We start from the raw sequence: 13,216 nt of genomic DNA on the forward strand, positions 1-13,216 counted from the left end.
CTTTCTCTATCTGTTACTTGCTCAGCTCATCACTGAGTGCCTGCGCCTCGGCCACGTCCAGCGTGCCCTCGTAGATCGCGCGGCCAGTGATGGCGCCAAGGATACCCTGATCGGCCACCGCGGCCAGTTTGCGGATATCCTCGATATCGGTGACACCACCGGAGGCGATCACCGGGATACCAGCTTCGCGCGCCAGCTCGACGGTGGCGTCCACGTTAACGCCCTGCATCATGCCGTCGCGGCTGATATCGGTATAGACAATGGCACTGACGCCATCGTTGCGAAAACGCTTGGCCAGATCCACCGCTTTGACGTCGGTGACCTCAGCCCAGCCGTCAATGGCGACATACCCATCCTGCGCATCCAGACCGACGATGATGTGACCGGGGAACTGCTTGCACATCTCGGTGACAAACTCAGGCTCCTTCACCGCCTTGGTGCCGATGATGACGTAGTCGACGCCGGCATCGAGATATGCCTGAATGGTCTCGGCGGAGCGGATACCGCCGCCGATCTGGATCGGCAGCTCCGGATAGGCCTTGGCGATGGCGTTGACGATCTCGCCGTTAACCGGGTTACCGGCAAAGGCGCCGTTCAGGTCGACCAGGTGCAGACGGCGGCAGCCGGCTTCGACCCACTTGGCGGCCATGTCGACCGGGTTATCGGAGAAGACGGTAGAATCGTCCATGCGGCCCTGGCGCAGGCGTACGCATTTTCCGTCCTTGAGATCGATCGCGGGAATAATCAGCATTGTGGATAAAACCTTGAAATTCTTGCGTGTCCGGCCGCTCAGAAGCGGCCGTCCCAGTTAAGGAAGTTCTTCAGCAGCTGCAAACCGGCGGTATGACTCTTCTCCGGGTGGAACTGCACGGCAAACACGTTGTTGTGCGCCAGCGCCACATCGAAGTCGACGCCGTAGTTGCAGGTCGCCGCCACTTGGCCTCGATTGGCCAGCTTGACGTAGTAGCTGTGGACGAAATAGAAGCGGGTTCCATTGTCGATATCGGCCCATAGCGGATGATCGAGGCTCTGCTGCACCTCGTTCCAGCCCATGTGCGGCACCTTCAGGCGCTCGCCGGCCGCATCGCGCAGATCGTCGCCGAAAAAGTTGACCCGGCCGTCGAACTCACCCAGACAGTCGACACCGGCATTCTCCTCGGAGAAATTCACCAGCGCCTGATAACCGACGCAGATGCCGAGGAAGGGTTTGCCGGAGGCGATCGCCTCGCGCACCTCTTTATCCACGCCCAGGCGACGGATCTCCGCCATACAGTCGCGGATCGCGCCGACACCGGGCAGCAGCACCCGATCCGCCGTGCGCACCTGCTCCGGATCGGCGGTCACACGCACCTCGACACCGGGCTGCACATGTTCCAGCGCCTTGGCCACGGAGTGCAGGTTGCCCATGCCATAATCGATGACTGCGATGCTGCTCATGGCTTACAGGCACCCCTTGGTCGACGGCATGATGTCGGCAGCGCGAGCGTCTACCTCCAGCGCCATGCGCAGGGCACGGCCGAACGCCTTGAAGATCGTCTCCGCCTGGTGGTGGGTGTTCTTGCCCTTCAGGTTGTCGATATGCAGCGTCACCCCGGCGTGGTTGACGAAGCCGTGGAAGAACTCGCTGAACAGGTCCACGTCGAAGCCACCGACACGACCGCGGATGAACTCCACATCCATCGCCAGTCCCGGACGGCCGGAGAAATCGATCACCACGCGCGACAGCGCTTCATCCAGCGGCACATAGGCATGGCCATAACGGCGGATACCCTTCTTGTCACCCACCGCCTGCTTGAACGCCTGGCCCAGGGTGATGCCGATATCCTCCACCGTGTGGTGATCGTCGATGTGCAGGTCGCCGATGGCGTTGATCTCCATATCGATCAGGCCATGACGGGCGATCTGATCCATCATGTGGTCAAGGAAAGGGACTCCGGTATCGGCCTCGAACTGGCCTGTGCCATCGAGGTTGATCGATACGGTGATCTGGGTTTCCAGAGTGTTGCGGGTCACTCTGGCGGTACGATCGGCCATCTCTGTCTCCGCCGTTGCGCGTGGTTTGCATTAAGAAACGCACATTATACAGACAACCGCGCCGCAACGGCAGATCATGGGGCAGGTAAAGCAGCAGCGAGGTCGCTCAGTAGTGACTCAGTTTGAACGCCATCATCTGCTCGTCGATCGGTTTCATGATCACCTCGTCAACCCCCATGCCCAGCACCAGCTCCACCTTCTCCCGATCACCGGGCTGGGCCATAACGAACAGTTTTGCACTCGACAGGGACGCGGAGCTTTTGATCTTCTTGATCAGATGGAACGCGGGCATGTCTGGCAGGGTCAGATCGAGCATGATGATATCGGCACTCAGCGCATCCGCCTCGCGCGCGAAATCGCTGCCGTAATTGAAACAGACCGTGGCGCAGTCGTTTTTCTCCAACGCCGTCGTCAACTCCTGCATCGAGGCAGCATTATCCTCGACCACGATAACCCGCTTGTGGCGTGGCGGCATACTCGGATGATCTCGCCCGATCGACACCCGCTGATCGATCGCGACTTCGGCCGCCTCGGCGGTCACCTCCTTGACCCGACGTATCGCCTCGCTGACGTTGGAATGGATCGGCCGGTGCACCAGATCTCCGGAGTGCTGCGATATCAGCTCGCTGGCGGTTCCACCCTGGCCACTGCTTATCTGGCTCTCCACCGCCTTGCCCAGCGCTTCCATTGCCAGGGTGATAGTTTCACCCAGACGTTGCAGCATCTCGGCGTTGATGCCGGAAATCCGGCTATCGGCATGGGCGATCTGCTCCAGCGAGTCGCACACGGCACTGATCGACGACGGCTTCATCACGGCCATATTACCGTCATCCTGCAACGCCTTCAGTTGCTTGAACCGCAATAACAGATGATAGGGATCGTACAGCGGGTGAGCGACGTAGTAATCACTGAACAGCCCCTTGCGACAGAGCTGAAACGCATGCTTGACCTCGTTCCGGTCACACAGCAGCAGGGTGGAACGTATATGCTGCTCGATATGCGGGTCGGTCTTGAGCAAGCGGAAATACGCCACTTCACTTTGCTCGATGCTGACGAGACCGAAAATCAGCACACTGATGGGCCGCTCGTGGGCACGCCGAAGCAGGTCGTCAACGTTGCTGATTACCTTAAAGTCGCGGCAGCTCTTGCTGAGAATCTCCACCATCTGCTCACGCTTTTGGCGGGACTCAACCAGCAGTACTACCGAAAAACCAGGTCCTAAAGGCATAGGCACTGTCCATGTTTAATAAAACGATGCGTTGACCCCTCCAAGCAGGAGCAGTTTAGCCGCATATACCGAGTTTAGCTTTTCGGTCCGTTTGATTTTGGTCAAATACGGGAGCTATTGGCTACAATGGCAGTCTATTTCAAAAAGACCGTAGCAAACAGGACCCTCGACGCATGAAACTTCTGACAAGGCTGTTAATCGGCATTCTGGTGTTTGTTCTACTGTTGATAGGCGCAGGCGGCGTCATACTCGGTTTCGTCATCGACCCGAACGATTACCGCAGCGAGATAGAACAGGCTGCGCTGGAAAGCGGTGGCGTCGAGCTCAAGATCAACGGCGAAATCGACTGGTCGGTATTCCCCTGGCTCGGCCTGGCCGTGAACGACATCGCGATCCGTTACCCCGAACAACCCCAGCTGGCGACGCTGAACCAGGCCCAGCTGTCAGTCAAGTTGATGCCCCTGTTCTCCGGTAATGTGGAGATGAGCAGCATTCTGGTGGATGGGCTGAAACTCAACCTGATCACCACCGGACGCGCCAATAACTGGACAGGCACGCAGGCCGACAAAGGTACGGCCGCCATGGGCGAGGAGCAGCAGGACAGGGGGCGCAGTGGCGGCGCTCTCAGAGGCCTGGATATCGAGTCTATCACCCTGAGTAACGCCCAGCTGCGTTATGTGGACGAAGCGGCGGGCAGCCGTATCGAGGTCAACCAGTTGAACCTGACTACCGGTCGTATCGCGCCGGAGCAGGAGATTCCGATCGAGCTGAGCGCCCAGATGAACCAGTTCCAGGGCGATACACAAACGCTCGCTATGACCACAACGCTGTCCACCAACGCACAGCTGAATCTGGAGGCGAAGCAGTACCAACTGAGCGGGCTGAATGCCGAGGTTGAAGTCAATAGCGCAGCCCTGGGCCCACAGCCACTGAAACTCGGGCTCAAGGGCCAGGTGGATGCCGATATTGCCGCACAGCGCGTCGATATCGAACTGCAGCAGCTGGCGCTGGCCAACCTGATCGCCACCGGCCAGGTCGGTATCGAAACCTTCGCTACACCGACCTTTTCCGGTGAGCTGAACCTGGCCAAGTTCGATCTCAAACAGCTGCTGACGCAGCTCGGGCAAAGCGCCCCCGAAACCAGCGATGCCAAAGCCCTGACTGCGGTCGGCCTGAACGCCAAGCTGGCCGGGCCAGCGAACACGTTGACGCTAAATCCGCTGACGCTGACACTGGACGACACCACCTTCACCGGCTCCCTGACCATCGACCTCAAGAGCCAGGCACAAACTATCGCGCTCAAGGGCGACAGTCTCAACGCCGACCGCTATCTGCCTCCGGCCAGTAACGAAAAAGCGGGGCAACAAAGCGCCAGCAATGGCCAGAGCGGCGGCGAGCGCTGGTCAAAAGAGGAGGTCATCCCGGTCGAGCCGCTCAAGGCGCTCAACCTGGACGCTAAACTGGACCTGGCGCAACTGAAGATCTCCGGCCTCGATGCCAATAACCTGGGCCTGACCGTCAGCGCCCATAACGGCCTGGTCAAGATCAGCCGCATCGACGCCGACCTCTACTCCGGCACCCTGCGTAACGCCGTTACGCTGGATGCGCGCAAATCGCCGCTGCAGATCGCTATCGACAAGAAGATCACCGGCGTACAGATCGGCGAGCTGCTCACCGCCATGAACGGCAGCGCCCCGATCACCGGTGCGGTCAGCTCCACCGCCAAGCTCAGCGCCCAGGGCCAGTCGATCTACGCCATCGTCAATTCGCTCAGCGGGAACGCCAGCGTCAACGCCGCCGACGGGGTGATCGAGGGGATCAACATGGCACAGACCATCTGCCAGGGGATCAACAATGTCGCCAGCCTCGGCATCAATACCGAGCAGGTGGACCAGTCCACACCTTTCGCCAACATGGGCGGTAACTTCAACATTTCCAACGGCGTGGTCAGCAACAAGGATCTGGCGGCAACCCTGGATGCCATGTCCCTGGCCGGGCGCGGCAGCGTCGACCTGCCCAAGGCACTGGTCGACTATCGCCTGGGCCTGACCATCAAGGAGAATCTGTTCAAGCAGACCTGCTCGGTCAACAACCGTCTCGAGGGTGTCGAGTTCCCGGTCAACTGCAAGGGTTCCTTCGATACGCCGCCGGCCAAGATGTGCAGCCCGGACGCCAGCGTCTTTGCCAACCTGCTCAAGGCCGAAGCGAAGAAGAAGGTCGAGGAGAAGGTAAGCAAGAAGATCGAAGAGAAGCTGGGTGAGAAGCTGGGCGACGAGGGCGCCAAGTCACTGCTTAAAGGTCTGTTCGGCAACTGATGGATACCTTGGTCAACAGCCTGTCACCGACGGAGTTTCACAGCGCCGTGCTGGAGTGGTTCGACCAACACGGCCGCAAGGACCTGCCCTGGCAGCGGGAAAAAACGGCCTATAACACCTGGATCTCCGAGATCATGCTGCAGCAGACCCAGGTCACCACTGTGATCCCCTACTACCAACGCTTTATCGACCGTTTTCCCGATGTGCACGACCTCGCCGATGCGGAGATCGACGAGGTGCTCCACCTCTGGACCGGGCTGGGTTACTACGCCCGCGCGCGCAACCTGCACAAGGCCGCGTACATCGTCAGTCGGGAGTTCGGGGGAGATTTCCCCGATAGCGTCGAGGGTCTGGAGGCGCTACCGGGCATAGGCCGTTCCACCGCCGGTGCCATCCTGTCGATCGCCACCGGCAAGCGCGCGGCCATACTCGACGGCAATGTGAAACGCGTTCTGGCGCGCTTCTACGCGGTCGAGGGCTGGCCCGGACAACCTTCGGTCATGAGCAGCCTCTGGACACTGGCCGAACGCAACACCCCGATCGAACGCGCCGGCGACTATACCCAGGCGATGATGGACCTGGGCGCCACCCTCTGTACCCGAGGCAAACCCAGCTGTCTGCTGTGCCCGTTGCAGCAGGAATGTAAAGCCTTCGCCCTGGGTCTGACCAGCAAGTTGCCAACCCCAAGGCCCAAGAAGACGCTCCCGGTCAAACAGACACAGATGCTGATCATTCGCGACGCTGACGAGCAGGTACTCCTGGCCCAGCGCCCTCCGAGCGGCATCTGGGGCGGTCTGTGGAGTCTGCCGGAGGTGCAGGATCTGCGCGACGCCCAAGCGGAACTCGGTTTCGAGATACTCAAAGCAACCCCGCTGGAACCGCTCAGACACACCTTCAGCCACTACCACCTGGATATCACGCCGGTGCTGGTCAGCGTGAAAGACCCTACAAACTCAGTCATGGAAGGCCCGCCGACACTCTGGTATAACACCCGCCAACCACAAAACATCGGCCTGGCCGCGCCAGTCAAGCGCCTGCTTGAAACGCTCGGCAGCGCCAGCCACAAGGGAGCAACGCGATGAGCCGTACAGTCATCTGCCGCAAATACAAACAAGAGATGGAAGGCCTCGAGCGTCCACCCTATCCAGGTGCCCTGGGTCAGGATATCTACGACAACGTATCCAAGCAGGCCTGGCAGGAGTGGACCGAGCACCAGACCATGCTGATCAACGAGAAGCACTTGAACCTGATGGATCCGCAAAGCCGTAAATACCTGCAGCAGGAGATGGAGAAGTTTCTCTCCGGCGAGGAGTACGACAAGGCCGAAGGCTACGTCCCCCCGTCCGAAAGCAAGTAACGGAAAGAAAAGTGAAAACAGGGCGTTGACACCCTAAGGCAAGTCGGGTTTAATACGCGCCTCGTTGCCCGGATAGCTCAGTCGGTAGAGCAGGGGATTGAAAATCCCCGTGTCGGTGGTTCGATTCCGCCTCCGGGCACCACTACTTAGAAGGCTTACAGTCAAATGCAGGCCTTTTTCGTTTCCGTGCTCTGGCCCATATCTGGTCGGAGCAGCATCTAGCTCCGTCTGCCCATCAGCCAAACCGGCACCACGCAGTACTCCAACACAAAGTATGCGCATGTGGACGTTCTCAATCATGCCGACCAGCTTCTGCATGTTGAAGATATAACCATCTTCGCTGATGCAGCGATACCGTGGAACTTAAAGGCGAGCTGAGCTGAAGCACATTCAGTCTGACTGCCACATTGCCGAGGGAAAGTGTGAACAAGTCCTTCTAATGAGACAATCACCCGCTCAGGCACATCGAGGATGTTTGGATGGATCAGCAGCTCACCTTCGCTGATAGCGAGTCCGACCTTAAGCGCCACCGGACCCGCAAAGAGAAATTCCTAGGACGAATGGACACGCTGATCCCCTAGTCACATCTTGAAGACGTCATTGAGCCTCACTACCCGAAGGCCGGCAATGGTTGTCGTCCTTACCGTTGTCCACCATGCTTCGGATTCACTGTAGGCAGCAGTGGTACAACCTCAGTAACCCGTCCATGGAAGATACGCTGTACGAGATCGCATCCATGAGACTTGTTGCAGGCCTGCCTCTGGACAAGGCGATACCTGATCACTCCACCATTCTGAAGTTTTGTCACCTGCTGGAACAGCACGGCTTGGCGCGTCATATATTTGAAGAGGTGTATCAGTCGGATCGATTCATGGAGCGCCGCCTGCGAAGGCAGGAGAAAAACTTAACTTACTGTCTGAGATTGGCAGATCACTACAATATTTAATAATTTTTTGAGTGTATACAAGTGTTAAAACATAAATTGAAATATTAAAAAAACAGACCTTAACTGGTCTGCACATGTCAATTTAACACAAGATTGTTTTAATTTTAATAATTTAGAAAAAAAGCGGCCAACTGGCCGCTTAAAAATCCATATGCATACAGTGTGAAGAGCAAAACACTTTGGTAACTAGATGATGAAAATTAAATTCCTTATTCATTCCATATAGAAATTATCATAATGACATGAAAAATCCATATTTGAAATTGTTATAACTGCTATATGCAAATTGAATATTTAAGGCTAGGAGTGAGGTGGAACACTCTTCAGCTACGAAATGTGTACCTTTACCATATCTATGCTTGAAAGTTTAGGATCTAATTTTTCCACTTTTTTTGAGCCAGGTTTATTATGAGACTACTGCATTAATGATTCACAGTGCAATGTTAAAATTCTGGTACTGGTACTACCCAGTAGATGTATTTGCTTGACCCGCCTCGAATTTTCAAGTGACCTGATCAATATCATCTCACTCATTCACTAACATGTTCAAGGCAGGAAACAAAAAATAAAAATATCTATACAAAAAATAGAAACATGCTCTCATAATCCGGGCAATGGTTATTTGCACGATCTAAAAATCGACAAAACCAATCCGTAGCTCTACGGAATTACTACTACCTTTTATTTTGATATCGATATACAACCGGCTAGTGACGTTAATTTATAATCGATATGGTTTTTAGAATATCATAAAAACACCTTTTCTCACTCAGAATAAAAAGATTACCAATAGTTAAACCAATATCTATAACATTACTCTTAACAGCCAGTACAAGGCCATTAATACATAATAAAAATAAGGTTTAATCAGCCTGAATTAAATATTCATTATATAAATACATCCGGATTACTAGAAATAGTTTGTTATTTTAAATAATGATATACTTATTCTCATTTATTTAATTTGCATGATGCCTGCTTCACTTATAAAATTAAAAGATTCCCACAATACAAATCCCGGGTGAACTCTTTACCTAAGTTCGACTATTATCTCAACCCCCTGCCCATGAATTATCATTATTTTCTTATAAACTAAATTTACAAATTCAAAATATTTTTTAGCCTTCTGAAGAGCTCTGAGGATAAATTCTTTCACACAACAAACCTTATTACATCTTCCTAAAACTTAAACTATGCGATAGTGTCAATTTTTGCGGGCAGGTAAGCACCATCTATACTTTTAATTTTTTCAAATAATTCCTCCAGGAAAGCTGTATTCTCACCAATACTCTTCTTAAAATCAATGCTGCTTTCGAGCTGATACAATAGGTCCAAACGATGACTTTGAATCGATTCTGGATCGAATTTATTTTGTTCGACAATGTGCGGAGGAATAAATGGAAGTACATCTAATAACTCAGTTTTACCTGATTTTATCAACGTATTTATCTCATTAATTGACACATCACGCAAATCTACTTGCTTGGAGCTTTTTATGATATTCTCTGAGATATAAGCTGAATTTACTTTTTCATCTTGCGGCAGACTATTGCCGCCATGAGCGCTTGGTATGGCAAAAACTTTCCGTATTAACGCAACATTCATCTTAACCTCCTCCCTTAATTTCTTGGAAAACTATTAGGCAGCAAACATCATGCCACCCATCGAGCTTAGAGAAATAGGATGGGCTCACTCTCCTACGTATTTTTGTGCCACATTAGTAGTTGACTCAATCAATGGTAAAGCAAAAATGAGATCAATGCCGCTGCATGACATAATGTATGTTGAACACGGTCGAAGGCTTAGAGATAGATCAGCGGTTCAGACTCACTGACAGCAAGCTCAGCAACAAGCGCCGCCAAAGAGCAAGGAAAAATCCCGAAACCAAGTGGACATTCGGATTCCATGGGCACATCTCGAAGGCGACATCTCCTCCATTATCCCCAGGCAGGTACAGGCCACTGGCTTTATTTTTCGTGCTACGGATTCACTGCATGCAGCAGTGGAGCAACGTCAGATCTGGCCATGGAATTCACTTTACGAAATTCCGTCAATGAGGATGTTTGCTGGCTAGTTGCTGAACAAAACCATGCCCCCACGTTATTCTAAGGCTCCGTCATATGATGAAGCGCCATTTTCAAGCCCACCAGATTTCTACAAAGTTTATCGGGGATTGTTTGATGCCGGATTACGAAAGAGGGTTCACTGTCTAACCATTATCGAAGCGCACAGCTTCACCAAAAATAAGACCGGTAAACTTGACCCTAATAATGCACCAGACTAAGAGGGGGCAACCAATGACACTTTGAGATAAAAGTACATATTGTTGTGGATGCCCGCACCGGTATCACGCATAGCTTCACTACAACCGATACGAATGAACACAATCCCAGTCAATCTAACCAGTTACTGACTGGTGAAGGGATACTCATAACGTCCTTAGGCTCTGGTCCCTATCTGGTCTGATGATCAAGAATGTGCATCCAATAATTTGATGTAATCTGCAAGCAAACAGCACAACAAGGCTCCTTTGCTTCAGACTTTTAGACGCTACAGGAAGCATCATCTAAAATGGGCTACCTTCCTTACAAAGGGTTGAAAATTCCCGTGTCGGTGGTTCGATTCCGCCTCCGGGCACCACCTCTTTCCAGAAGCCCTGCATGATAATGCGGGGCTTCGTCGTTTCTCCCCCCGGAACCAACCCCTGATGGCCCATCGTCAGGTCTGCTGTTCTCGGCGTTACCCAGTAGTATCGATCTGGTGTCGACTGGCCCTTGTCCACAGCTGCGCGCGACAACACCCAGTCCAACAGGGTGTTCGATGGGTAGCCCGCCCGGGTTAGAAAGCGATCGATACTGCCTTGTTTTTATTGATCAAATCACCAATGATTTAACCAAACGCTTTACGTCATGCCTAATCTATCAGAACAGCGTGGCATTTATCATGATCGAAAATTTAGAGCTGCACCATTTAAGAACCCTTAACGCACTGTTTGATACCCACAGTATTACCTCGGCCGCCGAGTCGTTAAATATCTCCCAGCAAGCGGTAAGCTTAAAACTAAATAAAATGCGGGAGATACTTGGCGATCCGCTGTTTATTCGCGAAGGGCATGGCATGGTGCCAACGACCTATGCGCTGGAGTTGCAGCCGCACATCGAAACTATATTGGTTCACCTTAGCCAGTTACCGCGACCAGGCGGTAAACCTGTCGACAATACCGAACGCACGTTAGTCATATCGGCCACGGACTATACCCAACAGATACTGCTCCAGCCGTTATTTGGGGAGCTGCGCCAGCGTTTCCCCCATGCCAAACTGATGATCACCAATATCGAGTCAAGCTCACTGACCAAGAGGATGAGTCACGGCGAGATCCAGCTCGCCTTCACCTCCGCCGGATATGTTCCTGAGGGTCTTATTTCGATACCGCTTTTCAGCGAGAGCTATCGCTGTGTCACCGGCAATGCATCGCTGGCTAGCCAAGCGCCACTCTCATTGGCTGAACTGGAAAACTACCCGTTTGTGGTCACGAATCCCGGTACGGCTATTTTGTCCGGCTCCGCCGACCACTGGTTAGCCAGACAAGGTATAACACGTCATGTTGTCGCGTCGGCGCCGTCATTTGACAGAGCGATGCAGATGATCAAATCAACGGATGTTATCGGATTTATACCCTCCCGGCTGCTTCCCTGCGAGGGGCTATACGAGATGCCGCTAAGCAAGTACCCCCCCGGCTATCAGGTGGTCGTAGCACACCATCCAAACACCCTGAATGATCCACTGGTTAACTGGGTCATCGAAGCCGTAAAACAGTTGGTTTAAACCGGTACAAGCCTACCTTGTGGCTGTTACAAGGCAAGCTGCGTTGTCGCCCCAGACCTCACCGACTATCGTGCAGCGTAAGTGAACGGCAACATACTGGAGGGCACTATGAGCATCACCAAAATCAACCCGAACTCCCTGTACGATGGCTCCGCCAACGGTTTATCTCACGCCACCGTATCCAACCAACTTGGGCTGGTGTTTGTATCCGGACAGGTAGACTGGTCTCCCGACTTTAAAGTGCAAAACAGTTCCATCGAGGGCCAGGCCCGGGCGGCAATGGAGAATTTAAAAACCGTATTGCATGCAGCCAACTCCTCGCTGAAAGACTTACTACAGGTAAGAGTCTATGTCCGTGGTGAGGTGGCTGAGCATATGGAGAAGATTGTGCCGGTTTTGCAGGACTATTTGGCCGGACCCCGTCCCGCGCTAACCGGGGTCGGAGTTAGCTCGTTGGCCAGCCCGGAGATGTTGATCGAGATTGAGGCGATCGCCCAGGTATCTCGTTAAATGTCCGACGTGCAATCCCAATAGCGTCATTTCCGAGAGGCCTTTCGCATCGGTATGCCATCGCCTCTCGCTGGCGCCCTGCTGCCTTGATGCGGGGCTTCATTACTCAGCCCGCTCAGGCAAATCGCTTCGCCCCCATCACACATGCCACCGCACCTAGCGTCGCACCCAACATGGTCCAGCTCACGGTCTCGCTAAGCAGCAGCGCTGCCAAGCCTAGACCGACGAAGGGTTGCAGCAGCTGCAGCTGACCGACGGCGGCGATACCGCCCAGCGCCAGGCCCCGATACCAGAATACGAAGCCGATCAGCATGCTGAACAGCGAGACGTAGCTGAGCCCAAGCCAAGCCGGTATCGCTACATGCTCCAGGCTGACCGGCATGGCGAACAGGGTAAGCGGTAACATGACCGGCAATGCCAGCACCAGCGCCCAGCTGATCACCTGCCAGCCACCCAGCGAACGCGCCAACCGACCACCTTCGGCATAGCCGAGACCACAGACCAGGACTGCAGCCAGCATCAGCAGATCCCCCTGCAGCGAGGCTGCGCCATCGCCCAACGCGGCGTACCCTGCCACACAAGCACCTCCCAACAGCGAGAACAGCCAGAACGCCGGCCGCGGGCGCTCCCCGGCGCGAAGCACACCGAACAGCGCCGTACACAGCGGCAACAGCCCGATGAAGACGATGGAGTGCGCGGACGAAACCTGCTGCAGCGCCAGCGCTGTCAGCAACGGAAAGCCGACCACGACACCCAGGGCCACGAGCGCCAGGGCAGGCAGCTCCGCCCTATCGGGCCGCCGCTGGCGCAGTACCAGCAGCATGATAATCCCCAGCAGGGCCGCTATGCTGGCCCGGGCACAGGTCAGAAAGGTCGGCTCGAAATCGCTCACCGCGGCCCGTGTCGCCGGTAACGAACCGGCGAATATCAGCATCCCGATAAACCCGTTAATCCACCCGTTCAGCGCCCTGTCCATCACTCTCCCCTTTAATGTTCTCGAC

Annotated in this window: 11 protein-coding genes, 1 tRNA gene and 1 pseudogene; 7 read left to right on the top strand and 6 right to left on the bottom strand. The window is 54.2% G+C overall.

Features of this window, described 5'->3' with window-relative positions; translation table 11 throughout:
- Positions 1–13 precede the first annotated feature (13 nt).
- The 4 genes from hisA to IEX40_RS20610 all read right to left on the bottom strand — a co-directional run bounded on the left by hisA (position 14) and on the right by IEX40_RS20610 (position 3,262).
- On the bottom strand, positions 14–751 hold the full coding sequence (hisA, locus tag IEX40_RS20595; RefSeq protein WP_188751875.1) for a 1-(5-phosphoribosyl)-5-[(5-phosphoribosylamino)methylideneamino]imidazole-4-carboxamide isomerase: 738 nt from the start codon (positions 749–751) through the stop codon (positions 14–16).
- 38 nt (positions 752–789) lie between these two features.
- Complete coding sequence (hisH, locus tag IEX40_RS20600) at positions 790–1,437, bottom strand: imidazole glycerol phosphate synthase subunit HisH (RefSeq protein WP_188751877.1); 648 nt, start codon at positions 1,435–1,437, stop codon at positions 790–792.
- A gap of 3 nt (positions 1,438–1,440) precedes the next feature.
- Positions 1,441–2,034: an imidazoleglycerol-phosphate dehydratase HisB gene (gene hisB / locus IEX40_RS20605; RefSeq protein WP_188751879.1), complete on the bottom strand. Its 594-nt coding sequence runs from the start codon at positions 2,032–2,034 to the stop codon at positions 1,441–1,443.
- 106 nt (positions 2,035–2,140) lie between these two features.
- Entirely contained in the window at positions 2,141–3,262 is a 1,122-nt protein-coding gene (locus IEX40_RS20610) for a response regulator (protein ID WP_188751881.1), read from the bottom strand.
- Between the two features lie 173 nt (positions 3,263–3,435).
- Here IEX40_RS20610 and IEX40_RS20615 point away from each other — a divergent pair, with 173 nt between their 5' ends.
- The 5 genes and pseudogenes from IEX40_RS20615 to IEX40_RS20635 form a co-directional block, all read left to right on the top strand.
- Positions 3,436–5,577 carry an AsmA family protein gene (locus IEX40_RS20615; protein ID WP_188751883.1) on the top strand — a complete coding sequence of 714 codons (2,142 nt, stop codon included), beginning with the start codon at positions 3,436–3,438 and terminating at the stop codon, positions 5,575–5,577.
- Positions 5,577–6,659 (top strand): A/G-specific adenine glycosylase, encoded by a 1,083-nt coding sequence (mutY, locus tag IEX40_RS20620; protein WP_229680871.1) that lies wholly within the window; start codon positions 5,577–5,579, stop codon positions 6,657–6,659. The genes IEX40_RS20615 and mutY overlap by 1 nt, the downstream gene beginning before the upstream one ends.
- Positions 6,656–6,934, top strand: a complete 279-nt coding sequence (locus IEX40_RS20625; protein ID WP_188751885.1) for an oxidative damage protection protein — start codon at positions 6,656–6,658, stop codon at positions 6,932–6,934. Before mutY ends, IEX40_RS20625 begins: the two co-directional genes overlap by 4 nt.
- A 66-nt stretch (positions 6,935–7,000) precedes the next feature.
- A tRNA-Phe gene (locus tag IEX40_RS20630) sits at positions 7,001–7,076 on the top strand.
- Between the two features lie 337 nt (positions 7,077–7,413).
- Positions 7,414–7,787, top strand: a pseudogene (locus IEX40_RS20635) (transposase); the annotation flags it as partial.
- A gap of 1,284 nt (positions 7,788–9,071) precedes the next feature.
- Here the strand turns inward: IEX40_RS20635 and IEX40_RS20640 are convergent.
- On the bottom strand, positions 9,072–9,485 hold the full coding sequence (locus IEX40_RS20640; protein ID WP_188751887.1) for a hypothetical protein: 414 nt from the start codon (positions 9,483–9,485) through the stop codon (positions 9,072–9,074).
- A 1,215-nt stretch (positions 9,486–10,700) separates the two neighbouring features.
- On the opposite strand from IEX40_RS20640, the gene IEX40_RS20645 reads away from it, so the two are divergent.
- The gene (locus IEX40_RS20645) at positions 10,701–11,705 is read left to right on the top strand and encodes a LysR family transcriptional regulator (RefSeq protein ID WP_229680872.1); all 1,005 of its coding nucleotides are present in this window, start codon (positions 10,701–10,703) and stop codon (positions 11,703–11,705) included.
- Between the two features lie 108 nt (positions 11,706–11,813).
- Positions 11,814–12,215 carry a RidA family protein gene (locus tag IEX40_RS20650; protein ID WP_188751890.1) on the top strand — a complete coding sequence of 134 codons (402 nt, stop codon included), beginning with the start codon at positions 11,814–11,816 and terminating at the stop codon, positions 12,213–12,215.
- 115 nt (positions 12,216–12,330) lie between these two features.
- On the opposite strand, the gene IEX40_RS20655 is transcribed toward IEX40_RS20650, so the two are convergent.
- Complete coding sequence (locus tag IEX40_RS20655; protein ID WP_188751892.1) at positions 12,331–13,191, bottom strand: DMT family transporter; 861 nt, start codon at positions 13,189–13,191, stop codon at positions 12,331–12,333.
- Positions 13,192–13,216: the final 25 nt, after the last annotated feature.

The organism is Marinobacterium zhoushanense, assembly GCF_014641945.1.
Taxonomy (GTDB): Bacteria; Pseudomonadota; Gammaproteobacteria; order Pseudomonadales; family Balneatricaceae; genus Marinobacterium_D; species Marinobacterium_D zhoushanense.

What these genes read in the sequence shown, in the direction of transcription:
- IEX40_RS20650 (WP_188751890.1), top strand. Translation starts at nt 11,814, where the DNA reads ATGAGCATCACCAAAATCAACCCGAACTCCCTGTACGATGGCTCCGCC.
- hisB (WP_188751879.1), bottom strand. Translation starts at nt 2,034, where the DNA reads ATGGCCGATCGTACCGCCAGAGTGACCCGCAACACTCTGGAAACCCAG.
- IEX40_RS20610 (WP_188751881.1), bottom strand. Translation starts at nt 3,262, where the DNA reads ATGCCTTTAGGACCTGGTTTTTCGGTAGTACTGCTGGTTGAGTCCCGC.
- IEX40_RS20625 (WP_188751885.1), top strand. Translation starts at nt 6,656, where the DNA reads ATGAGCCGTACAGTCATCTGCCGCAAATACAAACAAGAGATGGAAGGC.
- mutY (WP_229680871.1), top strand. Translation starts at nt 5,577, where the DNA reads ATGGATACCTTGGTCAACAGCCTGTCACCGACGGAGTTTCACAGCGCC.
- hisA (WP_188751875.1), bottom strand. Translation starts at nt 751, where the DNA reads ATGCTGATTATTCCCGCGATCGATCTCAAGGACGGAAAATGCGTACGC.
- IEX40_RS20640 (WP_188751887.1), bottom strand. Translation starts at nt 9,485, where the DNA reads ATGAATGTTGCGTTAATACGGAAAGTTTTTGCCATACCAAGCGCTCAT.
- hisH (WP_188751877.1), bottom strand. Translation starts at nt 1,437, where the DNA reads ATGAGCAGCATCGCAGTCATCGATTATGGCATGGGCAACCTGCACTCC.
- IEX40_RS20645 (WP_229680872.1), top strand. Translation starts at nt 10,701, where the DNA reads ATGGGTAGCCCGCCCGGGTTAGAAAGCGATCGATACTGCCTTGTTTTT.
- IEX40_RS20615 (WP_188751883.1), top strand. Translation starts at nt 3,436, where the DNA reads ATGAAACTTCTGACAAGGCTGTTAATCGGCATTCTGGTGTTTGTTCTA.
- IEX40_RS20655 (WP_188751892.1), bottom strand. Translation starts at nt 13,191, where the DNA reads ATGGACAGGGCGCTGAACGGGTGGATTAACGGGTTTATCGGGATGCTG.